Below are 25778 nucleotides of genomic sequence, written 5' to 3'. Positions count from 1 at the left end.
TTCGGCTTGACCGATTGATGACCCATTTTCAGGAGTGATCCATGTTCCGTTTCGTTTTGTCTTTGTCTGTTCTTGTTTTGTCTTTTGCTGCATCGGCCCAGGTGACCGTCAAAGACGCCTGGGTCCGTGCCACGGTGGCCCAGCAAAAAGCCACAGGCGCTTTCATGCAGTTGCTGTCGGCGCAAGACGCCCAGCTGATCTCGGCCCAGTCCCCCGTGGCGGGTGTGGTGGAAGTGCACGAAATGCGCATGGATGGCGGCGTCATGAAAATGCGCGCGGTGCCCAAGCTGGCCTTGCCCGCGGGCAAAGCGGTAGACCTCAAGCTGGGCAGCTACCACGTCATGCTCATGGACCTGAAGGGCCAGATCAAAGACGGTGATACGGTGCCCGTGACCCTGGTGGTCGAAGGCCAGGACGGCAAGCGCCAGACCCTCGACATCCAAGCCGTTGCTCGCGCTGGTGCAGCTGCGGCCATGAAGCATGACGACGGGCATGCCCACAAGCACAAACATTGAGTGAGCGGGTGCTCGTGCAGGAACGCATGTGCTTTGAAAGCGTCTTCAGGTAAGCTTTGCAGACCACTTTTCAAGGAGCAGCCATGAGCGACACTTCCGCCTTCGGCTTTGGCCAATTTGTGCCGAGCTTTGACTTTTTGCAAAACCTGTCCAAAACCGCTGCGCAGGCCCAGCCTGCGGCGGCTGCGGGCATGCCTGGCATGGCCAGCTGGGTGGCGCCCACGCTCAGCATCGAAGAGATCGACAAGCGCATTCAGGAGCTGAAGTCGGTGCTGTTCTGGCTGGAGCAAAACACCACGGCGCTCAAGGCCACCATCCAGGCGATGGAGGTGCAAAAAATGACCTTGACCACCTTGCAAAGCATGAACGTGAACATGGCCGATCTGGCCAAGGCGTTCACGGCCAAGCCCCCGACGCCGGAAGCCGCGCCTGCAGCCGCTGCGGCCAGCGCTGCAGCCAAACCCAGGACCTCCTTGTTCACCCCCAAGCCCGCTCCCCACGCTGAAACCGAGCCGGCCACACCGCAGGCGTCGGCATCAAGGGCCGATGCGACGGCCCAGGCTGCAGCGGACCCGTCGGCCGACAAGGCGGACAGCGGCTCTGCCAGCGAAGCGGCCAAGCCCGCGGTGGACCCGATGCAGTGGTGGGGTGCATTGACGCAGCAGTTTCAGGGCATCGCCGCAGCGGCCTTGAAGGACGTGGCGGGCGAAGCCATGAAGGCCGGCATGGCGGCCCAAGCCGCCTCCTCGGCGAAAGCCCCGGCCGCCCGCAAATCGGCGGCGACCAAAACCACCCGGGCCAAGCCAGCAGCCCGTGGGGCAGCGGTCAAGCGGCAGGGTGCCAAAGCGGCGCCTGCCAAGGCCGCTCGCACGGCCAGCCAGCCTGCTGCCCGCCAAGCCACCAAGAAGTGAAGCGCCCATGAAGCTGTTTCCTTGTGGCCACGCCACCCACCCGCAGTGGCGCATGGCCGCAGGCCTGGTGCTGGCGCAGCTGCGTGCTCAGATGGAACTGCCGGAGTACGCCCGTCATCCGAAATTGGGGCTGCTCTACATCACCGACCATTACGCGCCCGAGGCGCAAGCGCTGCTGGACCATTTGCGCCAGGCTTTGCCCGAGGTGCCCGACTGGGCGGGCACGGTGGGCATTGGCGTGGCGGTGAGCAACGCCGAGTACTTTGACGAGCCCGCCATGGCGCTCATGCTGTGCGACCTGACGCCTGAGCAATACCGGGTGTTCTCCGGCGTGTCGCCCTTGCCTGCGGGCTGGGCCGATGCGGCCTTGGTGCACGCGGACTCACACACGCCCGATTTGGCCGACTTGATCAGCGAGATGGCAGCCCGCACCCGGCAGGGCTATTTGTTTGGCGGCCTGAGCGCCAGCCGCACACGCAGTGTGCAGTTTGCGCTGCGGGCTGAAGACGCAGGGGGTGCCAATGCACACGGTGGTGTGCTCGAAGGCGGTTTGAGTGGCGTGGCGTTCTCGCCCGAGGTGGCCTTGTTGTCACGCGTGACGCAAGGCTGCCAACCCGTGGCCCCGGAGCGCGAAATCACCGAAGCCGATGGCCATGTGGTGCTCCAACTGGCAGGTGAGCCCGCGCTGGATGTGATGCTGGCCGATCTGGACATCAGCCTGAGCGAGCCACAAAAAGCCATTGCGGTGGTGCGCTCCACCCTGGTGGGCTTGAGTGCCGCCGGGCAGTCGGGCGTGGGCCGTGCGGGCAACTTGGGCAGTGACGTGCGGGTGCGCCACATCATTGGCCTGGACCCTTTGCGCCAAGGCGTGGCGATTGCCGAGCACCTGGAACCGGGCATGAGCCTGACGTTTTGCCGCCGCGATGTGCAGGCCGCGCGTGCTGATTTGGTGCGCGTGTGCGCCGAAATCCGCGAAGCCCTGGAGCCCGAGATGCTGTCCATTGAGGCGATCAATGCCCTGAGCGACGACCCGGTGCCCACGGTGCCTCAAGCGGGCCAGCGCATCGCGGGCGCGGTGTATGTGAGCTGCACCGGGCGCGGCGGTCCGCACTTTGGCGGGCCGAGTGCCGAGATGCAGATCATTCGGCATGCTTTGGGTGATGTGCCCTTGGTGGGCTTTTTTGCGGCAGGCGAAATTGCCCGCAAGCAGTTGTACGGTTACACCGGGGTGTTGACGGTGTTCACGACCGACTGAGGGCGAGCTTCTCGCACAGGCCGTGCAATGAAATGGCTTGAATGTCTGTGGTGAGTGGGTAGGTTTCCTGGCCCGGGTAGACCACCCATTTTTGACTGGGTTTTAAGTCATCGCAGGCGCTGTGGAAACCGCGCTCCACTTTGGGGGCGCTGCTGCGTTTGATCTCGATGGCCCAGAGTTCACCACCTGGCCAGGCCAGCAGCAAATCAATTTCTGCGCCCCCGCTGGTTCTGTAAAAGTGGCCCGTCACGCCCGCAGGCGCACAGGCCAGCAGGGTTTCAATGCAAAACCCCTCCCAGCTGGCACCCACCACCATGTGCGAAAGCAGGCTTTCTTTGGATTCGATGTTCAGCAGCGCATGCACCAGACCACTGTCGCGCACATACACCTTGGGAGCCTTGACCAAGCGCTTGCCGGTGTTGGTGTGCCAAGGGGCGAGCCTGCGCACCAGCAGCAAGTCACACAAGAGGTCGATGTAGCTTTGCGCGGTTTTGACATCCACACCCAGGTTGCGCGCCAGTTGGGCCACGTTGAGTAGGCCGCCTTGGTGGTGGGCCAGCATGGTCCAGAAGCGGCGCAATGTTTCGGCAGCGATGCGCGGCCCGAATTGCGGAATGTCGCGTTCCAGATAGGTGCGGATGAAGTTATCTCGCCAGCGCAGGCTACGGGCATCTGAGGGGGCCGTCAGACTTGGCGGAAAACCACCCCGCAACCACAGCTCATCCATGGCGCTTTGGCCTGTTTCCAGGACATTCAAAGGCCCCAGCTCCAGATAAGCGATGCGACCGGCCAGTGTTTCGCCTGACTGCTGCAGCACATCCAGGCTGGCGGAGCCCAGCAACAAATACTGCCCGTATGCTCGGCCTGAGCGCCGGGCTTGGTCAATCAAGCCGCGCAGCACCGGAAACAGGCCCGGCGCCCGGTGCACCTCGTCCAGGATGACCAGCTTGTCCAGGTGGCTTTCCAGATACAACTCGGCCTGGGCCAACTTGCCGCGATCCCGGTCCGATTCCAGGTCGAGATAGACGTGCGGGATGGTGCGCGCCACTTCCAGTGCCAGCGTGGTTTTGCCCACCTGCCGCGGGCCGAGCAAGGCCACAGTCGGTGAAAACTGGAGTTCTTCACCCAGTAATGATTGCAAATGGCGTTTAAACATCCTTGTAATTATGGAGTTTCATTCCATGATTTGCAAGGATAAATGCCTCAGACCCCGCGTGCCCGATCCGTCTTGAACTGCGCCCGGAACTGCGAGAACTGGCCCGCGTCCAGCGATTCACGCACCTCGCGCATCAGGTTCAGGTAATAGTGCAGGTTGTGGATGGTGGTCAGCATGGGGCCGAGCATTTCGCCGCAGCGGTCCAGGTGGTGCAGGTAGGCGCGGCTAAATCCATCACGGCCGCCCTGGTCCCATGAGACCCCCGATGCACCCGCGCAGGCGTGGCAGGTGCAAGTGCTGTCCAGTGGTTGCGGGTCGGTTTTGTGGCGGGCGTTGCGCAACTTCAGGTCGCCAAAGCGGGTGAACACCGTGCCGTTTCGGGCGTTGCGGGTGGGCATCACGCAGTCGAACATGTCCACGCCATCGGCCACCCCCTGCACCAGATCTTCGGGTGTGCCCACGCCCATCAGGTAGCGCGGCTTGTGTGCGGGCAGGCGGTGCGGCGTGTGCGCCATGATCTGCAGCATCAGGTCCTTGGGCTCGCCCACGCTCACACCGCCAATCGCATAACCGGGGAAGTCCATCTCCACCAGCGCTTCCAGCGACTCCTGACGCAGGTTCTCGAACATGCCGCCTTGCACGATGCCAAACAGCGCGTTGGGGTTTTCCAGCCGTGCGAACTCGTCCTTGCTGCGCACAGCCCAGCGGCGGCTCATCTCCATCGATTTGCGCGCTTCGGCTTCGGTCGTCAGGTGGCCCTTGGTCTCGTAAGGCGTGCACTCGTCGAGCTGCATCACGATGTCCGAGTTCAGGATGGTCTGGATCTGCATGCTCACTTCGGGCGACATGAACAGCTTGTCGCCGTTCACGGGAGATGCAAAGGTCACGCCTTCTTCAGTGATCTTGCGCATCTCGCCCAGCGACCAGACCTGAAACCCGCCCGAGTCGGTCAGGATGGGTTTGTCCCACTTCTCAAACTGGTGCAGGCCGCCAAAGCCTTTCATGATGTCCAGCCCCGGGCGCATCCACAGGTGGAAGGTGTTGCCCAAAATGATCTGAGCCCCCATCTCGTGCAAGCTGCGCGGCATCACACCTTTGACGGTGCCGTAGGTTCCCACCGGCATGAAGATGGGCGTTTGCACCACACCATGGTTCAGCGTCAGGGTCCCTCGGCGGGCGTGGCTGGAGGGGTCGGTTTTGAGCAGGTCGAATTGGAGCATGTAAGGCCTAAAGCTGAGGCCTGAATTGTAGGAGCACACCCCCGGAGTGATTCTCCAAAAAATTCAGGCCATTTGTTCTGCGCAGGCCTTGCTGCCATCACCAAAGCATTGCGCGACCAACTCGCGCAGCCATTGATGCCCGGGGTCTTTGTGCAGACGGGCGTGCCAGAACTGGTGGATCACGCTGCCGTCCACCGCCAGCGGCAATGGCCGCGTGGTCAGGCTAAAAGGTGTGGTGACGCGTTGCGCAAAACGGTCGGGCACCGTGGCGATCAGGTCCGAATGCCCTAGCACATCGCCCAGGGCCACGTAGTGTGGCACCGTGAGGCGAATGCGCCGTTGCAGGCCCTGGCGCTCCAGCGCTTCATCCACCCGGCCATGCCCCGTGCCTGCTGCAATCACCCGCACATGGCTGGCGGCGGCAAAGTCGGCCAGCGTCAAGCTGGGCGCAGCGGCCAGCGGGTGCCCTTCGCGCATGAGGCACACATAAGGCTGGCGAAACAGCGCTTGCTGGAAAAAACCCGCCTGCAATTGCGGCAGCAGGCCCAGCGCCAGGTCGGTGCGGCCAGACGCCATGTCGGCCCCCAGGCTGGCGCTGGTCACGGCCACCACCTGGAGGGTGACACCGGGGGCGGTTTGGGCGAGCGCGTCCATCAGCACGGGCAGGAAATACATCTCGCCCACATCGGTCATGGCCAGGGTGAAGCGGCGTTCGCTGGTGGCTGTGTCAAACGCGGCGCGCACGTTCAGCGCTTGTTGCAGGCCATCGAGCGCGGTGGCCACTGGCTCGGCCAGTTGCAGGGCATACGGTGTGGGGGCCATGCCCTGCTGGGTGCGCAAAAACAGCTCGTCGTCCAGGCTCGTCCGCAAACGACCCAATGCGCTGCTGACAGCGGGCTGGCTCATGCCCAGCACTGTGGCCACGGCCGAGACGCGTTTTTCCCGCAGCAGGTGGTGAAACACCAGCAGCAGGTTGAGGTCGAGTCGGGCGAGTTCCATGGCGCAGTGTTATTTGAAATTCGGATAATGATTATCTTTGAGTTTCGATTTACGGAATTCGAAGGCGGCGACATGATGTGCATCAAGTATTTGAAGGAGACACCGTGACCGAGCATCCCATCCACTGGGAAACGGAAGGCACCAGCCGCGTTCCGTTTGCCGTGTACACCGACGAAGACCGGCACAAGAAGGAGCTGGAGCGCTTCTTTTACAAAAGCCACTGGAGTTATGTGGGCCTGGAGGCCGAGATCCCGAACCCCGGCGATTTCAAGCGCACGGTGGTGGGTGAGCGCTCGGTCATCATGACGCGGGCCGCCGACGGCCAGATTCATGTGGTCGAGAACGTCTGCGCGCACCGGGGCATGCAGTTTTGCCGCGAGCGCCATGGCAACAAAAAAGAGTTTGTCTGCCCCTACCACCAGTGGAGCTACAGCCTCAAGGGCGACTTGCAGGGCGTGCCTTTCCGGCGCGGCGTGCGCCAGGACGGCAAGGTCAATGGCGGCATGCCCGCCGACTTTGACCCCAAGGACCACGGCCTCACGGCCCTGAAAGTGGCCACGCGCGGCGGCGTGGTGTTCGCGTCGTTTGACCCTGCCGTGGAGTCGCTCGAAGACTTCATGGGCCCGACCATCCTGAAATACTTTGACCGCCTGTTCAACGGCCGCAAGCTGGTGGTGCTGGGCTACAACCGTCAGCGCATCCCGGGCAACTGGAAGCTGATGCAGGAGAACATCAAGGACCCTTATCACCCGGGTTTGCTGCACACCTGGTTTGTGACCTTTGGCCTTTGGCGTGCCGACAACAAGAGCGAGCTGCGCATGGACGCGCACCACCGCCACGCCGCCATGATCTCGACCCGTGGCAGCGCGGGCCAGGCCACGGGCGCTGCGGCGCAGGTCACGCAGGTGAGCAGCTTCAAGGAAAGCATGCAGTTGCACGACGCCAGTTTTCTGGACATCGTGCCCGAGGGCTGGTGGCAGATGGAAGAGCAGATGCCCACGGCGGTGATGATGACGCTGTTCCCGAGCGTGATTTTTCAGCAGCAGGTCAACAGCGTGTCCACGCGGCACATCCAGCCCGACGGGCATGGTGCGTTTGACTTTGTGTGGACGCACTTCGGCTTTGAAGACGACACGCCCGAGATGACCGAGCGCCGCTTGCGCCAGTCCAACCTGTTTGGCCCGGCGGGTTTTGTGAGCGCCGACGACGGTGAGGTGATCGAGTTCTCGCAGCAGGCCTTCGAGACCAAGCCCGAACACCGCATGCTGGTGGAACTGGGCGGGCGCGATGTGGGCGAGACCGACCACATGGTGACCGAGACCCTGATCCGGGGCATGTACGCCTACTGGCGCAAAGTGATGGAGGCTTGACCATGGTGAGCTTTGAAACCCACATGGCCTTGAGCCGGCTGTACGCCGATTACGCCCTGGCCGTGGACAGCGGCCAGTGGGATTTGTGGCCCGAATTTTTCACCGAGCAATGCGTGTACAAACTCATCCCGCGTGAAAACCACGAGCGCGGCTTTCCGCTGTGCACGCTGTCGTTCACCAGCAAAGGCATGCTGAAAGACCGCGTGTACGGCATCCAAGAAACGCTCTACCACGACCCGTATTACCAGCGGCATGTGGTGGGTGCACCCGTGGTGCGAAAGGTGGAGGACGGTCGCATCCACGCCGAAGCCAATTACGCGGTGTTCCGCACCAAGCTCGACAAGGAAAGCACCGTGTTCAATGTGGGCCGCTACATCGACACCCTCGTGCAAACCCCCGAAGGCCTCAAGTTCGCTGAACGCCTGTGCGTGTACGACAGCGAAATGATCCCCAACGCCATCATTTACCCGATATGACCATGACAAACTGGACCGACGTGGCCGCCGAGGCCGATTTGTTTGAAGGCGCGGGCATCGCCGTGAGCCCAGAGGGGCAAGACATTGCCCTGTTCAGCGTGGACGGCGAAGTGTTCGCCATCAACAACCTGTGCACACACGGCAATGCCAAGCTGTGCGACGGCTTTGTGGAAGGCGACCATGTGGAATGCCCCTTCCACCAGGCCCAGTTCAGCTTGCGTGACGGCTCGGTGGCCTGCGGCCCGGCCACAGAACCCGCCAAGACCTGGCCCGTCAAGGTGGAGGGTGGGCGGGTGTTTCTTCAGTTGGACTGAGATTCAAGCGTGTTGCGCGTCAGCAGCATCGCATCGCCGTAGCTGAAAAACCGGTACTGCTGCGCGATCGCGTGGCGGTACAGGCCCATGATGTGCTCGTAGCCCGCAAAAGCGCTGACCAGCATCATCAGCGTGCTCTTGGGCAGGTGGAAGTTGGTGATCAGGCGGTCCACCACCTGGAACTCAAAGCCTGGCGTGATGAAAATCTGCGTGTCGCCGCTGGACTGCTTGAACTTGGCCCACGATTCCAGCGTGCGCACCGTGGTTGTGCCCACTGCGACCACCCGACCGCCACGTGCTTTGCAAGCGGCAATGGCTTGTTGTGTGGCCTCAGGGACCTCATACCATTCGCTGTGCATGGTGTGCTCAGCGATGTTTTCGGTTTTGACGGGCTGGAAGGTACCAGCGCCCACATGCAGCGTCACGCTGGCGGTTTGCACGCCTTGCGCTGTCAGGGCGTTCAGTACGCCTTCGTCAAAGTGCAGCGCGGCGGTAGGCGCAGCCACCGCACCAGGGGCCCGCGCAAACACCGTCTGGTAGCGCTGGGCGTCTTCTTCGGTGTCGGTGTGTTCAATGTAGGGGGGCAGCGGCACGTGCCCATGCTTTTCCATCAAGGCATGCGGCTCGTCGCTCAGCTGCAGGTGAAACAGCTGGCCGTTTTCATTGGGCCAGCGGCCCAGCAGCACGGCATCAAACCCACCGTTTCGGGCACCGCCTGCCAGGAACATCTTGCCGCCCACCAGTGGCTTTTTGCTCACTTTCATGTGCGCCACCACCTGGTGGCCGGGCAGCACACGCTCGATCAGCAATTCGAGTTTGCCGCCAGACGCCTTCTCGCCAAAGATGCGCGCCTTGACCACCTTGGTGTCGTTGAACACCAGCAGGTCGCCTGCGTTTAGCAAGCCGGGTAATTCATGAAAGATGCGGTCCACCACCTTGGCCGACGAGCCATCGAGCAGCCGCGAGCCGCTGCGTTCGGCGGCGGGGTGCTGGGCAATCAGTTGGGGCGGGAGTTCGAAGTCGAAATCGCTGAGCGTGTAGGCACGGTGTGCGCTGGCGGAGCTGAGGTATGCAGAAGAAGACATGGCGCTGGGCTGGACAGGCCCGTATGAATGAAAACGGAGTGATTTTCTCACGCCGTTTGGTTGCTTCATCTAAGGATGATTCGAGTGTGTTTAATTTATCTGGCAGTGCTTATTTTTGGTGCTCTCGCATAAACATACCAACCATCGTAAACGGTACTTCCGTTGTTTTTTGCCATGGTCATCGACCAGCCGGTGTTGGAACCTATGGAAATACCGCTTGCACCATTGCTAGCGTTTGACAATAAGAAGCCATCACTGGGTGTGTTGATGTAGCGCGTATGTGTTGTGGTTGTAGCAGCAGATGACGTTACATATGAATTGGCACTTGTGTCAACGGATTCGACACGTCCGGCATGGGTGTCTCCAGATACAACCATGTTGGACGCAGGTGCGACCCCAGCATACCAAGAGCTGCCTGCAGCGTTAGTCTGTCCTGTGATGGGCAGTTGCAGAGGTGAAGCTTTTGTCATGACAATTAGTCCGCCAAAGTTGTAACCGTTCATAGGCATTTGCGTGACCGCCATAAACATGCTGGCCTGACCTCCGGTGGTGTAAAGGATGGCCGTCGCGCGCAACCCATCAGCAGAACTGCAGGACAAAGTTCCGTTGGACATTGGTGTGCATGCGGTCCTATTGGCGTTGTTTGTGTCCAGTGGCAATGAGCAGTCGGGGATTGCCCTGTTCAAGTCGCAAGCGTAGCCTTGCAGGCTGCCATCTGGGTTTATTTTGAATTTGAACGGCAAAGCTGCTCTGCCACCTTGGTCACGCTCACGTAAAAACCCTGCCGTCGGGTAAGTGCCTGCAAAGGCCATGTCATTCAGTGATTGAGAGCGTTGAGCCGGAACGCTGATGCCAAAGTTATTTGCGTTTTTCCATATGCCAATGCCGCCACTGGTAACTCTGAATTCCACATCGGAGGAGTTGACATTGGCTGTGAAGGCGCACGGGATAACCGCATTTTGCGTGTCCCGCTTAATATGCATCACAGAAGAGTTGTTGTTGGTCAGATCCGTGAGCGTCATGGAATCAAAGTTGACCCGGAATCCAATTGGCTCGCTGCCGAGGAAATCAAGTACCCATATGTCGCCGCTGCGTGCTGCCGGACATGAATCCAAGGAATATCGCGCGCTGCCTACAAACGTCGCGAGCTGCATGGCGGCATCTGAACCACTTGTTGTTGTCGCCAACAATGCTGAGAGATCAGAGATTTTTTTATCCGCTGCTGTCAATGCAGCCATGAGTGCATCTATTTTTGAGTCAGCAGCATTACCTGGGCTTTCCGTTGTTGCTGCTTGCAGATGGCCTTTCATGATGTCTACGCCAGTCATGTCCGCATCAGGACCAAGCGCTGCAGTGGCTGCTTGAACTCGGGCAACTGCTTCATTGATATTTAAAGCGGTAATTTTTTGTTGCTGGTCTGTTGCGTAACGAGCGAACGCTGTTGAGGGTCTCTCGCTCAGAGTATTGGCGACCACGAGATCGGTTGCTGGGGTGATGTTTGCGCTGTCGGCGCCAGCTTCAACGACCGAGTGCAATTGCATCCATGTAATTGGATCTGTTGCGCGCAAAATGCACGGCTGTTCACCGGATGCAATATTCAGGATGTATCTGCCTGTGGCGTCGGTCGTGGCTGTCCCTGTCCCAACTTTGCATTTGGCTTCGACCGTGCCATAAGAAATTGCAGCTCCGGTGGCCGCTGTTCCTGAAATTTGCAAACTTGAAGGGGAGCCATTGTTGCCGCCTCCGCCGCCACATGCCGAAAGGATCACAGAGGCGCCTGCTAACGACAGTGCGCATATTTGACGAGCCAACATATCATCCCCCTTTGTATTTTTCAAATAAATTATTTTATTCAAAAGTATCTAAATTTTTAAAAAATAAATTATTTAAATGAAGCTTTTGAGGCGCGTGTCTTTGTCGATGGGCCCGTTGTGGGTTCAGATGGATTTGATTGGGTCCACAGTGGCTGGGTAATTTTTTGATTGCAATTTTGTGGCTGGGACAGTTCACGTGAATCCAAGCGCTGGCAATGATGGGAGCCACCAGAGCTCTTGTGCTGATGCCGTTATCGCGTGCTGAACATCGGTTTGAAAAGGCACAATCAGCGGATGCCCCCCAAGCCAGCATCCACGCCTGCCAAAACGCTGTCCGCGCCCCAAAAGGCGCTGATCAAGCTCGGGCTGGTTCGTGACATCGATCTCGCGCTGCACCTGCCGCTGCGCTATGAGGACGAGACCCGCATCGTCAAGTTGCGCGATGTGCGCGAAGGCGATACCGCGCAGATCGAGGCCACCGTCACGGCTTGCGAGATCACGATGCGCCCGCGCCGCCAGCTCTTGGTCACGGTGGATGACGGCTCGGACACTTGCGTGATGCGGTTTTTCAGCTTCTACCCCTCGCACCAGAAGGCGTTGGCGGTGGGCAGCCGCATCCGGGCGCGGGGCGAGGTCAAGGGTGGTTTCATGGGCCTGACCATGATGCATCCCACGTTCAAGGCGGCAGGCGGCCAGTTGGCCGAGGCGCTGACGCCCGTGTATTCCACTGTGGCGGGTTTGGCCCAAGCCTATTTGCGCCGCGCCGTGATCACCGGGCTAAACCATGCCAACCTGAGCGAGACTTTGCCCCCGGGCGTGCCCTGGCCGGACCCGCGTGGGGCTTGGTCGCTGCGCGACGCGCTGCAGTTTTTGCACCACCCCACGCCCGATGTGTCGCTGGCCGCTTTGGAAGACCGCAGCCACCCGGCCTGGGTGCGCCTGAAGTGCGAGGAGTTGCTGGCGCAGCAGTTGTCGCAGCTCACCGCCAAGCGCGAGCGCGATTTGTTGCGGGCCCCGGCCCTGAAGCTCAAGGGCCAAGGGCTGTATGGGCAGCTTTTGGCGGCCTTGCCTTTTGGGCTGACGAATGCCCAGCAGCGCGTAGGCCGCGAAATTGCCCAAGACTTGGCCCGTCATGTGCCCATGCACCGCTTGCTGCAAGGCGATGTGGGCGCGGGCAAAACCGTGGTGGCGGCGCTGGCGGCCATGGTGGCCGTCGATGCTGGCTGGCAATGCGCGCTGATGGCGCCGACCGAGATTTTGGCCACCCAGCACTTTGCCAAATTGGTGGGCTGGCTGGAGCCGATGGGCGTGAAAGTGGCCTGGCTGATTGGCAGCCAGAAGAAGAAAGAACGCGCCGCCATGCTGGCGCTGATCGAGTCGGGCGAGGCTGCGCTGGTGGTGGGCACGCACGCGGTGATTCAGGAGCACGTCAAGTTCAAAAACCTGGCGCTGGCCATCATCGACGAGCAGCACCGCTTTGGTGTGGCCCAGCGCCTGGCCTTGCGCGGCAAGATGCAGGCCCCCGGCATGGAGCCGCACATGCTGATGATGACGGCCACCCCGATCCCGCGCACGCTGGCCATGAGCTATTACGCCGATCTGGATGTGTCGGTGATCGACGAGTTGCCGCCGGGGCGCACGCCCATCGTGACGCGGGTGGTGTCGGACCACCGCCGCCATGAAGTGGTCGAGCGCATCGGGGCCCAGATTCAGCAGGGGCGGCAGGTGTATTGGGTGTGCCCGCTGATCGAAGAGAGCGAAGCGCTGGACCTGACCAACGCCACGCAAACCCATGCCGAGCTGAGCGAGGCTCTGCCGGGCGTGATGGTGGGCCTGCTGCATTCGCGCATGCCGGTGGCCGAAAAGAAGGCGGTGATGGACCTGTTCACCAGCGGGCAGATGGGGGTGCTGGTCAGCACCACGGTGATCGAGGTGGGGGTGGACGTGCCCAATGCTTCGCTGATGGTGATTGAGCATGCCGAGCGCTTTGGCCTGTCCCAGTTGCACCAGCTGCGCGGCCGGGTGGGCCGGGGCGCGGCGGCGTCGGCCTGCGTGTTGCTGTACGGCACGCCAGAAGGCGGACGCTTGAGCGAGACCGCCCGCGAGCGGCTGCGCGCCATGGTGGAGACGAACGACGGTTTCGAGATCGCCCGGCGCGATCTGGAGATTCGGGGGCCGGGCGAGTTTTTGGGGGCGCGCCAGTCGGGTGCACCTTTGCTGCGTTTTGCCGATCTGGAGGCCGACGGCCATTTGCTGGACTGGGCCCGCGCCCTGGCGCCGCAGATGCTGGACCAGCACCCGCAACTGGCCGAGCGGCACATCCACCGCTGGCTGGGCGGAAAATCCGAATATTTGAAGGCTTGATGTTCAAATAGCACCCATGACCCTGACCGAACTCAAATACATCGTGGCCGTGGCCCGCGAAAAGCATTTTGGCAAGGCGGCCGAGGCCTGCTTCGTGTCGCAACCCACGCTGTCGCTGGCCATCAAGAAGCTGGAAGAAGAGCTGGAGGTCAAGCTGTTCGAGCGCAGCGCCAGCGAGGTGTCGGTCACCCCCCTGGGCGAAGAGATCGTGCGCCAGGCGCAAAGCGTGCTGGAGCAGGCCGCCGAGATCAAGGAGATTGCCAAGCGCGGCAAAGACCCCCTGTCGGGCACCATGCGGCTGGGGGTCATCTACACCATTGGGCCGTATTTGCTGCCCGACCTGGTGCGCCAGATCATCACCGACATCCCGCAAATGCCGCTGATGCTGCAAGAAAACTTCACCGTGCGCCTGTTGGAGATGCTGCGCACGGGCGAGATCGACTGCGCCATCCTGGCCGAGCCTTTCCCCGAGTCGGGGCTGGCGGTGGCGCCTTTGTACGACGAGTCGTTCATGGCGGCCTTGCCGCTGAACCACCCGCTGGCCAAAGAGGCGTTCATCACCCCCGATCAGCTGAAAAACGAAACCATGCTGTTGCTGGGCACGGGCCACTGCTTTCGCGACCATGTGCTGGAGGTCTGCCCCGAGTTTGCCCGCTACGCCAGCCAGACCGAAGGCATCCGCAAGACCTTTGAAGGCTCGTCGCTGGAGACCATCAAACACATGGTGGCCGCGGGCATGGGCGTGACGCTGGTGCCCCGCCTGTCGGTGCCCGAACTCAAGCCCGTGCTCAAGCGCTCGGGCGGGCGGCACGATGCGCCTGTGCGCTACCTGCCCATCGTGGACCCGGCCGGCGGCAAGCCCCCTACCCGCCGCGTGGTGCTGGCCTGGCGCCGCAGCTACACCCGTTACGAAGCGATTGCCGCCATGCGCAATGCCATTTATGCCTGCCCGCTGCCGGGCGTGACGCGCCTGTCCTGAGTGCTGTCTGTGGGAGCGAGCCCCTGCTCGCGAATGTGGGCTTGAGCCACGGCATGCATTCGGCCGCAGGGGCGGCCTCCCACATGACATCGGCACACGGATAATTCACCCATGACCGACAAACTCAAGCTGTATCTGGATTTGATCCGTTGGAACCGGCCTGCAGGCTGGTTGCTGTTGCTTTGGCCTTCATTGGCCGCCTTGTGGGTGGCCGCCGGGGGCTTTCCGGGTTGGCAGCTGGTCGTGGTGTTCACCCTGGGCACCATCCTCATGCGCAGCGCCGGGTGCTGCATCAATGACGTGGCCGACCGCGACTTTGACAAGCACGTCAAACGCACGGCCAACCGCCCGGTGACCAGTGGACGCATCGGCACGCGTGAAGCTTTGGGGCTTGGCGCTGTGCTGGCCCTGTGCGCGTTTGGCTTGGTGCTCACCACCAACTCGGCCACCATCGCCTGGTCTTTCGCGGCGCTGGCCGTGACCCTGGTCTACCCCTATGCCAAGCGTTATGTGTCCATGCCGCAGGCGGTTTTGGGCGTGGCCTTCAGTTTCGGCATCCCGATGGCGTTTGCGGCGGTGCAAGGGCAAGTGCCGCTTTTGGCTTGGGGTTTGCTGCTGGGCAACTTGTTTTGGGTGCTGGCTTACGACACCGAATACGCCATGGTGGACCGCGACGATGACCTGAAGATCGGCATGAAGACCTCGGCCATCACGCTGGGCGACAAGGATGTGCCCGCCATCATGGGTTTTTATGTGGCCTATTTGTGCATTTGGGCCTGGCTGCTGGACGCACTCCAGCAAGGCCTGTGGTTCTGGCTGGCCTGGGCGGTCTCGGCAGGCCAGGTGGTTTGGCACTATTTCCTGATCCGCCAGCGCAGCCGCGAGGGCTGCTTCAAGGCGTTTCGGTTGAACCACTGGCTGGGGTTCAGCGTGTTTGTAGGCGTGGTCTTGTCCTACGGCTGACGCTGCCGACCTGCACAGGGCACTGCTCAGACTTTGCCGAATTCGTCGCCCAATTCACGCGCCCTGTGCTCGGCCGCTTGCATGGCTTTGACAAAAGCGGGTTTGATCCCGGCCGCTTCCATCGCGGTGAGGGCTGCATAAGTGGTGCCGCCTTTGGAAGTGACGCGCTGGCGCAGCACTTCGGGTGATTCGCTCGAGGCCGCCGCCAGCGAAGACGCGCCCGAAAACGTGGCCACGGCCAGTTGGTAGGCCTGCTCGGCGCTCAGGCCCATGCCCACGCCCGCTTCGGTCATGGCTTCAAGGAAATAAAACACATAGGCCGGACCGGAACCGGACAAGGCGGTCACCGCGTCCAGCTGCGACTCTTGTTGCACCCACAGGTATTGTCCGGTAGTGCCGATCACTTGCTCCACCAGTGCTTTGTCGCCAGCGGTGACCGATGGGCAGGCAAACAAGCCGGTGATGCCCTGGCCCACCAGCGCCGGGGTGTTGGGCATGCAGCGCACCACGCGCTCGGTGCCGACCCAGCGGCCAATGCTGTCGGTGCGGATGCCAGCAGCCACCGACAGGTGCAGCGCACCTCGGGTGTGCGGCATGACGGGGGCGGCGGCTTCGCTGAAGACTTGCGGCTTGACCGCCCAGACCACCAGGTCCGCCTGGGCCAAAGCGGGGCCAGCGGCAGGCAAGGCGGTGATGCCGAAGTCGCGCTGCAGCTTGGCCGCGGTGTCGGCAAAGGGCTCGACCACGGTGAACTGTGCGGGCGTCATGCCCTGGCGGATCAGGCCGCCAATGATGGCGCTGGCCATGTTGCCGCCGCCGATGAAGGCGATGTGGTGAGAGGTGGTCATGTCGGGTGTCCCTTGTGTGTCTGATGCCGAAAGTCAATCCGGGAATTGTCGCTTTTTGTTGTCATGAGTTTGGGGTAGCCTCACAGAAATGGACTACATCCTTGCTCTCGACCAGGGGACCACCAGCTCGCGTGCGGTGGTTTTTGACCACGCAGGCCAGCCCGTGGCCATGGCACAGCGCGAATTTACCCAATATTTCCCTCGGCCCGCTTGGGTTGAGCACGATGCATTGGACATCTGGCACAGCCAATACGCGGTCATGCAGGCGGCCATGGCCCAAGCGGGAATTTCGGCGCATCAGTTGCGAGCGATAGGGCTGACCAACCAGCGTGAAACCACCGTGCTGTGGGACCGCCAAACAGGCCAGCCGGTCGCCCCGGCGATTGTCTGGCAAGACCGCCGCACCGTGGATCGGTGCGAGGCCTTGCGGGCCCAAGGCCATGCCCGCCGCATTGCCCGCAAAACCGGGCTGGTGCTGGATGCTTACTTTTCGGGCACCAAGCTGGCTTGGTTGCTGGACCATGTGCCCGGCGTACGGGCCCGCGCCGAGCGGGGCGAGCTGGCCTTTGGCACCATGGACAGCTGGCTGGTCTGGCAGCTCACGGGTGGGCGTGTGCACGCCACCGACCCCAGCAACGCCTCCCGCACGCTGCTGTTCAATTTGCAAACCGGCGCTTGGGATGCCGAGATGCTGGCCTTGTTGAATATTCCTGCGGCCGTCTTGCCCCAGGTGCTGCCCTCGTGCGGCGTTGTGGCCGAAACCGATGCCGCGTTATTGGGAGCCCCTGTGCCGATTGCCGGGTTGGCAGGTGACCAGCAAGCGGCCTTGTTTGGGCAGGCCTGTTTTGCGCCTGGCATGGCCAAAAACACCTACGGCACGGGTTGCTTCATGCTCATGAACACAGGCGATCGCCCCGTGACCAGCCGTAACCAACTGCTCAGCACGGTCGCCTGGCAAGGCCCGGCCGGGTCTGCGCGTTCAAGGGCTTATGCCTTGGAAGGCTCTGTTTTCATGGCGGGTGCGACGGTGCAGTGGCTGCGCGACGGTTTGCAAATCATTCAAAGCGCGCCGGAGGTGGAGGCCTTGGCGGCCAGTGTGGCAGATACCGGGGACGTGTTTTTGGTACCAGCTTTTGCGGGCCTGGGCACGCCCGATTGGGACGGACACGCCCGAGGCACCTTGGTCGGCATGACGCGGGGCACCGGGCGAGCCCACATTGCACGAGCGGCCCTAGAGGCCATTGCCTTGCAAACCGCCGATGTGTTCTCGGCCATGGCCAGTGACAGTGGTTTGGCCTTGACCGAGTTGCGTGTGGATGGCGGGGCCTGTCAAAACAATCTGCTCATGCAAATCCAGGCCAATGTGCTGGGCGTGCCCGTGGTGCGCAGCCGTGTGACCGAGACCACCGCGCTGGGCGCCGCCTATTTGGCGGGGCTGGCCACGGGCTTTTGGTCGGGTGCCGATGAAATATCGGCGCAATGGCAGGAGGAGCGCCGCTTTGAGCCTGAATGGGACGCGGCGCAGCGCCAGCAGTTTGCCGCGCGCTGGCGTGAGGCGGTCGATCGGTCCCGATCCTGGGCCAGGGCATGAAGGTGTCGAATCATTTCTTGGCGGCTTCTGCCGCGCCTGTGCCCACACGCCGCGAAGATTTGCTGGCCCGTTTGACCGAACCCCAAGTTTGGGACTTGCTGGTCGTGGGCGGCGGCGCGACCGGATTGGGCGTTGCTTGGCAGGCTGCGCGAGAAGGCTTGAAAGTGGCATTGCTGGAGGCCCGTGACTTTGCCCAGGGCACGTCCTCGCGATCGACCAAGCTGGTGCACGGCGGCGTTCGGTATTTGGCGCAAGGCCATTGGCCTTTGGTGAGGGAGGCGCTGCACGAAAGGCTCGGCTTGCTTGAGCGGGCCCCCCATCTGGCCCAGCCCTTGGCCTTTGTCATGCCCACTTATCGCCGGGGTGAACAGGCGTTTTATGGTGCGGGACTCAAACTTTATGAGTGCCTGGCCGCTTCGGCCAGTTTGGGCAAAACCCGCTTTCTGAATGCCCAGATGACGCAGGCGTCGATACCGGGTGTTCGCGTGGAGGGTTTGCGTGGTGGTGTGCAGTATTGGGATGGTCAATTTGACGACGCGCGTCTGGCCTTGGCCTTGGCCCGGTCAGCCGCCAGCAAGGGGGCGTGCGTGGTCAACCGGGTGTCTGTCCAGCATCTCCTCTATGAGAATGGCCGTGTAGCGGGCGTGCGGGCGCAAGACGCCGAACAAGGTCTGGCATTCGACCTGAAAGCGGCTTGTGTCATCAATGCCACGGGTGTCTGGGTGGATGACCTGCGTTTGGCCGATGGTCACCAGCAAAAGCAGGCGATGACTCGCTTGGTAACGCCCAGCCAAGGGGTTCATTTGGTGGTCGATGCTTCGTTTTGGCCGGGCGACAAGGCTTTGCTGGTCCCTAAAACGGCCGACGGCCGGGTGCTTTTTGCGGTGCCCTGGCTGGGCAAGGTCTTGCTGGGGACCACGGATACGGCGCGCCCTGATGCCCCCATCGAACCCCGTCCGGCCAGTGAAGAAGTGGATTTGATCCTGAAGGAGGCTGGGCGTTATTTGAAAAAAGCACCCGGACGCAGCGATGTCTTGAGTGCGTGGGCTGGACTGAGGCCCTTGGTGCGTGCCGATTCGTCGTCCTCTGATGCCAGTGGGCTGACCCAGAAAATCAGCCGGGAACACCACATCGAGGTGTCCAGCGCTGGCTTGGTGACGGTCACAGGGGGCAAATGGACCACTTACAGTGCCATGGCGCAAGACGTGATGCAACAAGCCAGACGCTTGGCGGGGCTGAAGCCTGCTGGGCGTGCGGTGACAGAAAATGACCGGTTGATTGGTGCACTCAACGTGGGCGAGTGGCATCCACAGCTGACTGGGCCTGCGGGTGCGCACCTGTATGGGTCTGAGCAGGGTTGGCTAGAGGGCTTGCCGGGTGCTCAAGTGGCGTTGGCCCCCGGGCTGACCGAGGCCATGGTGAGGTTTGCGGCGCGATATGAATATGCGCGCAGCGTAGAAGATGTCCTGGCCAGGCGGTCCCGCTGTCTTTTTCTGGATGCCACATTGGCCAAGGCGCTGGCACCCACAGTTGCGCAGATCTTGAGGCAGGAGCTGGCCATCGATCCGGGACAGGCGGCCTTTGAAGCGTTGGCCGCTGAATATGCCCACTGTCCTTGAGTGAGGGCAGGCGCGGCGGCTGATGGACCGGCCCAAATGGTCAAAAAATCAGCCGAATGGACGCCTGTGGGCCGATTCCTTGCAAATTTTTTGCAAAACCTGTTGCGTGACGCTCGCTTTTCGAGCATAATCGTGGGCTTCGCCTTGCAAAAGGCGTAAGTATCTGCCCAATCTGAAGCGCTGCGAGTGGTTTGCGGTGTGAATGACGGGTCCAAGACTGATTTCTGCGTGCGGGCTGCAAGGCTTGTGGGCGAGAAATACAAGTTGGGAACAAAGAAATGATCCAGACAGAATCTCGGTTGGATGTGGCCGACAACACCGGCGCCAAGTCCGTGCTGTGCATCAAGGTGCTCGGCGGGTCCAAGCGTCGCTATGCAAGTGTTGGCGACATCATCAAAGTGAGCGTTAAAGAAGCCGCCCCACGTGGTCGCGTCAAAAAAGGCGAGATCTACAGTGCTGTGGTGGTTCGCACTGCCAAAGGCATCCGCCGTGGCGATGGCTCGCTCATCAAATTCGATGGCAACGCCGCTGTGTTGCTGAACGCCAAGTTGGAGCCCATCGGCACCCGCATCTTCGGCCCGGTCACGCGTGAACTGCGTACCGAGAAGTTCATGAAGATCGTGTCCCTGGCTCCTGAAGTACTGTAAGGACGCGCCATGAACAAGATTCGCACAGGCGACGAAGTCATCGTCATCACAGGTCGTGATAAAGGCAAGCGCGGCAAAGTGTCGTCGCGCGCCAGCGATTCGCACCTGTTGATCGACGGCATCAACATCGTCAAAAAGCACGCCAAGCCAAACCCCATGAAGGGCACAACTGGCGGCATCATCGAAAAGGCCATGCCGATTCACCAATCCAATGTGGCGATTTTCAACGCTGCAACTGGCAAGGCTGATCGTGTGGGCATCAAGCTGCAAGCTGACGGCAAACGCGTTCGCGTTTACAAGTCCAGCGGCGAAGAAATCAAGGTGGCATGAGCATGGCACGTTTGCAAAAACTCTTCCGCGAGAAAATCGCTGCTGACCTGACAGCCAAGTTTGGCTACAAGTCGCCTATGCAGGTTCCTCGCATCACCAAGATCACTTTGAACATGGGTGTGTCTGAGGCGGTGGCTGACAAGAAAGTCATGGACCACGCCGTGAGCGACTTGACCAAAATCGCAGGCCAGAAGCCTGTGGTGACCAAGGCCAAGAAAGCGATTGCCGGCTTCAAGATCCGTGAGCAACAGCCTATTGGTTGCATGGTCACTCTGCGCGGCGTTCAGATGTACGAATTCCTGGACCGTTTCGTGACCGTGGCTCTGCCTCGCGTTCGTGACTTCCGTGGTATTTCTGGCCGCGCCTTCGATGGCCGTGGCAACTACAACATCGGCGTCAAAGAGCAGATCATTTTCCCTGAGATTGAGTACGACAAGGTCGATGCCTTGCGTGGTCTCAACATCAGCATCACCACAACGGCCAAGTCGGACGAGGAGTGCAAAGCTCTTCTGGCGGCTTTCCGCTTCCCCTTCAAGAACTGAGGTGTCACGTGGCTAAAGTAGCTTTGATCGAGCGTGAGCTCAAGCGTGAAAAACTGGCGGCCAAATTCGCGAAAAAATACGCGGAATTGAAAGCCATCGCCAACGATGCCAAGCGCAGTGATGAAGAGCGTGCAGCTGCCCGTCTGGGTCTGCAAAAGCTTCCGCGCAACGCCAACCCGACCCGTCAACGCAACCGCTGTGAAATCACCGGTCGCCCACGCGGTACGTTCCGTCAATTTGGTCTGGGCCGCGCCAAGATCCGTGAACTTGCCTTCGCAGGCAATATTCCGGGCGTGACCAAGGCCAGCTGGTAATCGGCAGGAGAGAACAACATGAGCATGAGTGATCCTATTGCCGATCTGTTGACCCGCATCCGCAACGCACAAATGGTTTCGAAAGCCAACGTGTTGGTTCCATCTTCTAAAGTGAAGGTGGCCATCGCCCAAGTGCTGAAAGATGAAGGCTACATTGACGGCTTCCAAGTCAAATCCGAAGACGGCAAGTCCGTTCTCGAAATCGCCCTGAAGTATTACGCTGGTCGCCCCGTGATCGAGCGCATTGAGCGCGTGAGCCGCCCTGGCCTGCGTGTGTACAAAGGCCGTGATGCTATTCCTCAAGTCCAAAACGGCTTGGGCGTGGCCATCGTCACCACCCCTCAGGGCGTGATGACCGATCGCAAAGCGCGTGCAGCCGGTGTCGGCGGCGAAGTGCTGTGCTACGTCGCTTAAAGGGAGAAAAAGAATGTCCCGCGTAGGAAAAATGCCTGTGATCATCCCCGCTGGCGTGGATGTGTCGATCAATGCAACACAAATCAGTGTGAAGGGCGCTGGTGGTCAGCTGGCCATCGCCGCCAACACCCTGGTGACCGTGAACAACGAAGGTGGCAAGCTCAGCTTTGCCCCCGCCAATGATTCGCGTGAAGCCAATGCCATGAGCGGCACCTTGCGTCAGCTGGTGAACAATATGGTGACTGGCGTGACCAAAGGCTTCGAAAAGAAGTTGAACCTGGTTGGCGTGGGTTACAAGGCGGCTGCCTCTGGCGCCAAGTTGAACCTGGCTGTTGGTTATTCACACCCCGTCAACATCGACATGCCTGCGGGCATCACGGTGGCCACCCCTAGCGCGACTGAAATCGTGATCAAGGGTGCCGACCGTCAGCGTGTTGGCCAAATTGCCGCTGAGATTCGTGCTGTTCGTCCTCCTGAGCCATACAAGGGCAAAGGCATCCGTTATTCGGATGAGAAGATCACGATCAAAGAGACTAAGAAGAAATAAGGAGCTGCATCATGTTGACCAAGAAAGAGCAGCGTCTCCGTCGTGCACGTCAAACACGCATCCGCATTGCACAGCAAGGCGTGGCCCGTTTGACCGTGAACCGTACCAACCTGCACATCTACGCCAGCGTTATTTCTGGCTGCGGTACCAAAGTGTTGGCCAGTGCCTCTACAGCTGAAGCCGAAGTGCGCACGGCTCTGGGCGCTACAGGCAAAGGCGGCAATGCCGCTGCTGCCGCAGTCATTGGCAAGCGCATTGCTGAAAAAGCAAAAGCTGCTGGCGTTGAGAAGGTCGCCTTCGACCGCGCAGGTTTCGCTTACCACGGTCGTGTCAAGGCTTTGGCCGAAGCGGCCCGTGAAGCAGGTCTGCAGTTCTAAACGGATCGGAGTTACAAATGGCTAAATTTACAGCAAAACCGCAGAGCGACGGTCCTGAAGACGGTCTGCGCGAGAAGATGATCGCGGTCAACCGCGTGACCAAGGTGGTCAAGGGTGGCCGTATCCTCGGTTTCGCCGCTTTGACTGTGGTCGGTGATGGCGACGGTAAAGTCGGCATGGGCAAGGGCAAGTCGAAAGAAGTGCCTGCTGCCGTGCAAAAGGCGATGGAAGAAGCCCGTCGCAACCTGGCCAAAGTTCACCTCAAGAACGGCACGATCCACCACGCGGTGAACGGTCACCACGGCGCTGCCCGCGTCATGATGGCACCAGCCCCCAAAGGTACCGGCATCATCGCTGGTGGTCCTATGCGCGCTGTGTTCGAAGTGGTGGGTATCACCGACATCGTGGCCAAGAGCCATGGTTCGTCCAATCCTTACAACATGGTTCGTGCCACTTTGGACGCTTTGTCCAATTGCACAACAGCTTCCAACGTGGCGGCCAAGCGCGGCAAGTCGGTTGAAGAGTTGTTCGGCTGAACTGGAGATCGAACATGACGACACAATCTACCGTGAAAGTCCAACTGGTTCGCAGCCCGATTGGCACCAAAGAGTCCCATCGCGCCACTGTGCGTGGTCTGGGCTTGCGCAAGCTGAACTCTGTGAGCGAGTTGCAAGACACGCCCGCCGTGCGCGGCATGATCAACAAGATCAGCTACCTGGTCAAAGTTCTCTAAGAGGCCGATGATGGAACTCAATAGCATCAAGCCCGCAGAAGGCTCCAAGCACGCCGCACGTCGTGTGGGCCGTGGTATCGGTTCGGGTCTGGGTAAAACCGCCGGCCGTGGTCACAAAGGTCAAAAGTCCCGTTCGGGTGGCTACCACAAGGTGGGCTTCGAAGGCGGTCAAATGCCTTTGCAGCGTCGTCTGCCCAAGCGTGGCTTCAAGTCACATTTGCTCAAGTACAACGCAGAAATCACTTTGACGACCTTGTCCCGTCTGGACTTGTCTGAAGTGGATGTGTTGACATTGAAACAAGCCGGTTTGGTGTCGCAAATGGCCAAAGTGGTCAAGGTGATCAAGTCAGGCGAACTCGCCAAAGCCGTCAAACTGACAGGCATTGGTGCGACTGCAGGTGCCAAAGCAGCGATCGAAGCTGCTGGTGGCTCCGTGGCCTGAATGTTGAGAGGCGAGACACACCGTGGCAACCAGCGCTAATCAGACAGCCAAGACAGACAAGTTCGGAGACCTCCGTCGCCGACTCCTGTTCTTGCTGCTCGCGCTGGTGGTTTACCGTGCGGGCGCTCACATTCCGGTTCCCGGCATTGACCCTGAGCAGCTCAAGCAGTTGTTCAATGGTCAGCAGGGCGGCATCCTGAACCTGTTCAACATGTTCTCGGGTGGTGCGCTGTCGCGGTTTACCATTTTTGCCTTGGGCATCATGCCGTACATTTCTGCGTCCATCGTGATGCAGTTGCTGACCTATGTTTTGCCTGCCTTTGAGCAGATGAAGAAGGAAGGCGAAGCCGGCCGCAGGAAAATTACTCAATACACACGTTTTGGTGCTTTGGGTCTGGCCATCTTTCAATCGTTCGGTATCGCCGTAGCGTTGGAGGCTTCTGCAGGTTTGGTCATCAATCCTGGCATGGGTTTCCGCATAACGGCTGTGGTGAGTTTGACCGCTGGCTCCATCTTCTTGATGTGGTTGGGCGAACAAATCACTGAGCGCGGCTTGGGCAATGGCATCTCGATCCTGATCTTTGCAGGCATCGCTGCTGGGTTGCCCAGTGCATTGGGCGGTTTGTTTGAACTGGTGCGCACGGGAGCCATGAACCCCTTGGTCTCGATGATGATCATTGTGGTGGTGGCGTTGGTCACTTATTTCGTGGTCTTCGTGGAACGCGGGCAGCGCAAGATTTTGGTGAATTACGCACGCCGTCAGGTGGGTAACAAGGTGTATGGCGGACAGTCATCGCACTTGCCACTCAAGCTGAACATGGCAGGCGTGATCCCCCCGATCTTCGCTTCGTCGATCATTTTGTTGCCTGCAACCCTGATTGGCTGGTTCAGTTCGGGCTCGTCTGAGAGTGTGGTCGTTCGATTCTTCAAGGATGTAGCCAATGCTTTGGCGCCTGGACAGCCTGTCTATGTAATGTTCTATGCCGCAGCCATCGTGTTTTTCTGCTTTTTCTACACCGCGTTGGTTTTCAACAGCCGTGAAACAGCAGACAACTTGAAGAAAAGCGGGGCCTTCATTCCAGGCATTCGCCCAGGTGATCAGACAGCCAAATACATCGACAAGATCTTGCTGCGATTGACGGCAGTGGGCGCGGCTTACATCACTTTCGTGTGTTTGCTGCCTGAGTTTCTGATTCTGAAATACAATGTTCCGTTTTACTTTGGCGGCACCTCGTTGCTGATCATTGTGGTCGTGACCATGGATTTCATGGCACAAGTACAAAATTACTTGATGTCGCAACAATACGATTCGCTTTTGAAGAAGGCGAGTTTCAAGTCCTGAGTGACTTGGTTCGGGTTTGGTAAAGATCCCTGTGTTTTGCGCAGGGCCACAATTTTCACCTGGTCAGCAAAGTCCAGGGTTAGACGAGTTTTAGGAGAGAACCATGAGAGTTTCGGCTTCGGTGAAAAAAATTTGCCGCAACTGCAAAATCATTCGCCGTAAAGGCGTTGTTCGTGTGATTTGCACAGATCCACGTCACAAGCAGCGTCAAGGCTGATTGAATTAGTTTTAGAGGACGAAAATGGCACGTATCGCTGGCATCAACATTCCGCCGCACAAACATGCTGAAATTGGCCTGACCGCCATTTTCGGTATTGGACGCACCCGCGCTCGACAAATCTGCGAAGCTTCCGGCATCGCTTATTCCAAAAAGATCAAGGATCTGACGGACGCTGATCTCGAGAAAATCCGCGACCAGATCGCAGCTTTCACCATTGAAGGTGATCTGCGCCGCGAAACCACCATGAACATCAAGCGTTTGATGGACATTGGTTGCTACCGCGGTTTCCGTCATCGTCGCGGTTTGCCCATGCGCGGTCAGCGTACACGCACCAATGCACGCACTCGCAAGGGTCCGCGCAAAGGCGCAGCGGCTCTGAAGAAATAAGCAG

At 60.2% G+C, this 25778-nt stretch carries 30 protein-coding genes; 24 read left to right on the top strand and 6 right to left on the bottom strand.

Annotated elements, in window-relative coordinates:
- Window positions 1–41: 41 nt before the first annotated feature.
- The 3 genes from ACHEXL_RS12105 to ACHEXL_RS12095 all read left to right on the top strand — a co-directional run bounded on the left by ACHEXL_RS12105 (window position 42) and on the right by ACHEXL_RS12095 (window position 2681).
- Window positions 42–515, top strand: coding sequence for a copper chaperone PCu(A)C (locus ACHEXL_RS12105; protein ID WP_416559670.1), 474 nt, complete (start codon window positions 42–44; stop codon window positions 513–515).
- An 83-nt stretch (window positions 516–598) separates the two neighbouring features.
- The gene (locus tag ACHEXL_RS12100; RefSeq protein WP_416559669.1) at window positions 599–1426 is read left to right on the top strand and encodes a PhaM family polyhydroxyalkanoate granule multifunctional regulatory protein; all 828 of its coding nucleotides are present in this window, start codon (window positions 599–601) and stop codon (window positions 1424–1426) included.
- Between the two features lie 7 nt (window positions 1427–1433).
- Entirely contained in the window at window positions 1434–2681 is a 1248-nt protein-coding gene (locus ACHEXL_RS12095; RefSeq protein WP_416559668.1) for an FIST signal transduction protein, read from the top strand.
- On the opposite strand, the gene ACHEXL_RS12090 is transcribed toward ACHEXL_RS12095, so the two are convergent.
- The 3 genes from ACHEXL_RS12090 to ACHEXL_RS12080 all read right to left on the bottom strand — a co-directional run bounded on the left by ACHEXL_RS12090 (window position 2668) and on the right by ACHEXL_RS12080 (window position 6056).
- Window positions 2668–3822, bottom strand: a complete 1155-nt coding sequence (locus ACHEXL_RS12090) for an ATP-binding protein (RefSeq protein ID WP_416559667.1) — start codon at window positions 3820–3822, stop codon at window positions 2668–2670. The genes ACHEXL_RS12095 and ACHEXL_RS12090 overlap by 14 nt on opposite strands.
- A gap of 62 nt (window positions 3823–3884) precedes the next feature.
- Complete coding sequence (tgt, locus tag ACHEXL_RS12085) at window positions 3885–5057, bottom strand: tRNA guanosine(34) transglycosylase Tgt (protein WP_416559666.1); 1173 nt, start codon at window positions 5055–5057, stop codon at window positions 3885–3887.
- Between the two features lie 63 nt (window positions 5058–5120).
- On the bottom strand, window positions 5121–6056 hold the full coding sequence (locus ACHEXL_RS12080; RefSeq protein WP_416559665.1) for a LysR family transcriptional regulator: 936 nt from the start codon (window positions 6054–6056) through the stop codon (window positions 5121–5123).
- Window positions 6057–6160: 104 nt separating this feature from the next.
- On the opposite strand from ACHEXL_RS12080, the gene ACHEXL_RS12075 reads away from it, so the two are divergent.
- Genes ACHEXL_RS12075 through ACHEXL_RS12065 form a run of 3 tightly spaced genes read left to right on the top strand, consistent with a single transcriptional unit; the run spans window position 6161 to window position 8216 of the window.
- Window positions 6161–7426: an aromatic ring-hydroxylating dioxygenase subunit alpha gene (locus ACHEXL_RS12075; protein ID WP_416559664.1), complete on the top strand. Its 1266-nt coding sequence runs from the start codon at window positions 6161–6163 to the stop codon at window positions 7424–7426.
- 2 nt (window positions 7427–7428) lie between these two features.
- Window positions 7429–7902: an aromatic-ring-hydroxylating dioxygenase subunit beta gene (locus tag ACHEXL_RS12070; RefSeq protein ID WP_108428264.1), complete on the top strand. Its 474-nt coding sequence runs from the start codon at window positions 7429–7431 to the stop codon at window positions 7900–7902.
- The gene (locus ACHEXL_RS12065; RefSeq protein WP_416559663.1) at window positions 7899–8216 is read left to right on the top strand and encodes a non-heme iron oxygenase ferredoxin subunit; all 318 of its coding nucleotides are present in this window, start codon (window positions 7899–7901) and stop codon (window positions 8214–8216) included. Before ACHEXL_RS12070 ends, ACHEXL_RS12065 begins: the two co-directional genes overlap by 4 nt.
- Here the strand turns inward: ACHEXL_RS12065 and queA are convergent.
- Both queA and ACHEXL_RS12055 read right to left on the bottom strand, forming a co-directional pair.
- Complete coding sequence (gene queA, locus ACHEXL_RS12060) at window positions 8204–9301, bottom strand: tRNA preQ1(34) S-adenosylmethionine ribosyltransferase-isomerase QueA (protein WP_416559662.1); 1098 nt, start codon at window positions 9299–9301, stop codon at window positions 8204–8206. The two genes, ACHEXL_RS12065 and queA, sit on opposite strands and share 13 nt — an antisense overlap.
- 95 nt (window positions 9302–9396) lie before the next feature.
- Window positions 9397–11157, bottom strand: coding sequence for a hypothetical protein (locus tag ACHEXL_RS12055; RefSeq protein ID WP_416559661.1), 1761 nt, complete (start codon window positions 11155–11157; stop codon window positions 9397–9399).
- Window positions 11158–11409: 252 nt separating this feature from the next.
- Here ACHEXL_RS12055 and recG point away from each other — a divergent pair, with 252 nt between their 5' ends.
- The 3 genes from recG (at window position 11410) to ubiA (ending at window position 15421) form a co-directional block, all read left to right on the top strand.
- The gene (gene recG / locus ACHEXL_RS12050) at window positions 11410–13479 is read left to right on the top strand and encodes an ATP-dependent DNA helicase RecG (protein ID WP_416559660.1); all 2070 of its coding nucleotides are present in this window, start codon (window positions 11410–11412) and stop codon (window positions 13477–13479) included.
- Window positions 13480–13495: 16 nt separating this feature from the next.
- On the top strand, window positions 13496–14458 hold the full coding sequence (locus tag ACHEXL_RS12045; protein WP_416559659.1) for a LysR substrate-binding domain-containing protein: 963 nt from the start codon (window positions 13496–13498) through the stop codon (window positions 14456–14458).
- A 111-nt stretch (window positions 14459–14569) separates the two neighbouring features.
- Entirely contained in the window at window positions 14570–15421 is an 852-nt protein-coding gene (ubiA, locus tag ACHEXL_RS12040) for a 4-hydroxybenzoate octaprenyltransferase (protein WP_416559658.1), read from the top strand.
- A 26-nt stretch (window positions 15422–15447) separates the two neighbouring features.
- On the opposite strand, the gene proC is transcribed toward ubiA, so the two are convergent.
- The gene (proC, locus tag ACHEXL_RS12035) at window positions 15448–16269 is read right to left on the bottom strand and encodes a pyrroline-5-carboxylate reductase (RefSeq protein WP_416559657.1); all 822 of its coding nucleotides are present in this window, start codon (window positions 16267–16269) and stop codon (window positions 15448–15450) included.
- A gap of 88 nt (window positions 16270–16357) precedes the next feature.
- Between proC and glpK the strand changes: the two genes are divergently transcribed.
- The 15 genes from glpK to rpsM all read left to right on the top strand — a co-directional run bounded on the left by glpK (window position 16358) and on the right by rpsM (window position 25774).
- Window positions 16358–17860, top strand: a complete 1503-nt coding sequence (gene glpK / locus ACHEXL_RS12030; protein ID WP_416559656.1) for a glycerol kinase GlpK — start codon at window positions 16358–16360, stop codon at window positions 17858–17860.
- Window positions 17857–19479 carry a glycerol-3-phosphate dehydrogenase/oxidase gene (locus ACHEXL_RS12025; protein WP_416559655.1) on the top strand — a complete coding sequence of 541 codons (1623 nt, stop codon included), beginning with the start codon at window positions 17857–17859 and terminating at the stop codon, window positions 19477–19479. The genes glpK and ACHEXL_RS12025 overlap by 4 nt, the downstream gene beginning before the upstream one ends.
- Before the next feature lie 278 nt (window positions 19480–19757).
- A complete protein-coding gene (rplN, locus tag ACHEXL_RS12020) occupies window positions 19758–20126 on the top strand; it encodes a 50S ribosomal protein L14 (protein ID WP_108428702.1) in 369 nt (122 codons plus the stop codon).
- Window positions 20127–20135: 9 nt separating this feature from the next.
- Window positions 20136–20456: a 50S ribosomal protein L24 gene (rplX, locus tag ACHEXL_RS12015; RefSeq protein ID WP_062407194.1), complete on the top strand. Its 321-nt coding sequence runs from the start codon at window positions 20136–20138 to the stop codon at window positions 20454–20456.
- A gap of 2 nt (window positions 20457–20458) precedes the next feature.
- Window positions 20459–20998, top strand: coding sequence for a 50S ribosomal protein L5 (gene rplE / locus ACHEXL_RS12010; protein ID WP_108428710.1), 540 nt, complete (start codon window positions 20459–20461; stop codon window positions 20996–20998).
- Window positions 20999–21006: 8 nt separating this feature from the next.
- Window positions 21007–21312, top strand: a complete 306-nt coding sequence (rpsN, locus tag ACHEXL_RS12005; protein WP_053172533.1) for a 30S ribosomal protein S14 — start codon at window positions 21007–21009, stop codon at window positions 21310–21312.
- A gap of 18 nt (window positions 21313–21330) precedes the next feature.
- Window positions 21331–21726 carry a 30S ribosomal protein S8 gene (rpsH, locus tag ACHEXL_RS12000; protein WP_108428701.1) on the top strand — a complete coding sequence of 132 codons (396 nt, stop codon included), beginning with the start codon at window positions 21331–21333 and terminating at the stop codon, window positions 21724–21726.
- Between the two features lie 13 nt (window positions 21727–21739).
- Window positions 21740–22273 carry a 50S ribosomal protein L6 gene (gene rplF, locus ACHEXL_RS11995; protein ID WP_416559654.1) on the top strand — a complete coding sequence of 178 codons (534 nt, stop codon included), beginning with the start codon at window positions 21740–21742 and terminating at the stop codon, window positions 22271–22273.
- An 11-nt stretch (window positions 22274–22284) separates the two neighbouring features.
- On the top strand, window positions 22285–22650 hold the full coding sequence (gene rplR, locus ACHEXL_RS11990; protein WP_019429273.1) for a 50S ribosomal protein L18: 366 nt from the start codon (window positions 22285–22287) through the stop codon (window positions 22648–22650).
- Window positions 22651–22667: 17 nt separating this feature from the next.
- Window positions 22668–23186 (top strand): 30S ribosomal protein S5, encoded by a 519-nt coding sequence (rpsE, locus tag ACHEXL_RS11985; RefSeq protein ID WP_090044609.1) that lies wholly within the window; start codon window positions 22668–22670, stop codon window positions 23184–23186.
- A 14-nt stretch (window positions 23187–23200) separates the two neighbouring features.
- Window positions 23201–23383 (top strand): 50S ribosomal protein L30, encoded by a 183-nt coding sequence (rpmD, locus tag ACHEXL_RS11980; protein WP_089951917.1) that lies wholly within the window; start codon window positions 23201–23203, stop codon window positions 23381–23383.
- A 10-nt stretch (window positions 23384–23393) separates the two neighbouring features.
- Window positions 23394–23825 carry a 50S ribosomal protein L15 gene (gene rplO / locus ACHEXL_RS11975; protein ID WP_416559653.1) on the top strand — a complete coding sequence of 144 codons (432 nt, stop codon included), beginning with the start codon at window positions 23394–23396 and terminating at the stop codon, window positions 23823–23825.
- A gap of 22 nt (window positions 23826–23847) precedes the next feature.
- Entirely contained in the window at window positions 23848–25167 is a 1320-nt protein-coding gene (gene secY, locus ACHEXL_RS11970; protein ID WP_416559652.1) for a preprotein translocase subunit SecY, read from the top strand.
- A 103-nt stretch (window positions 25168–25270) separates the two neighbouring features.
- Entirely contained in the window at window positions 25271–25384 is a 114-nt protein-coding gene (gene rpmJ / locus ACHEXL_RS11965) for a 50S ribosomal protein L36 (RefSeq protein ID WP_011481465.1), read from the top strand.
- Window positions 25385–25408: 24 nt separating this feature from the next.
- Window positions 25409–25774, top strand: coding sequence for a 30S ribosomal protein S13 (rpsM, locus tag ACHEXL_RS11960; protein WP_062407210.1), 366 nt, complete (start codon window positions 25409–25411; stop codon window positions 25772–25774).
- Window positions 25775–25778 lie beyond the last annotated feature (4 nt).

Source organism: Limnohabitans sp. YIMB22184, assembly GCF_048020265.1.
In the GTDB taxonomy this organism is placed as follows: domain Bacteria; phylum Pseudomonadota; class Gammaproteobacteria; order Burkholderiales; family Burkholderiaceae_C; genus Limnohabitans_A.
Note: the sequence above shows the minus strand (reverse complement) of the source record. Positions and strands in the feature narration are given on the sequence as shown.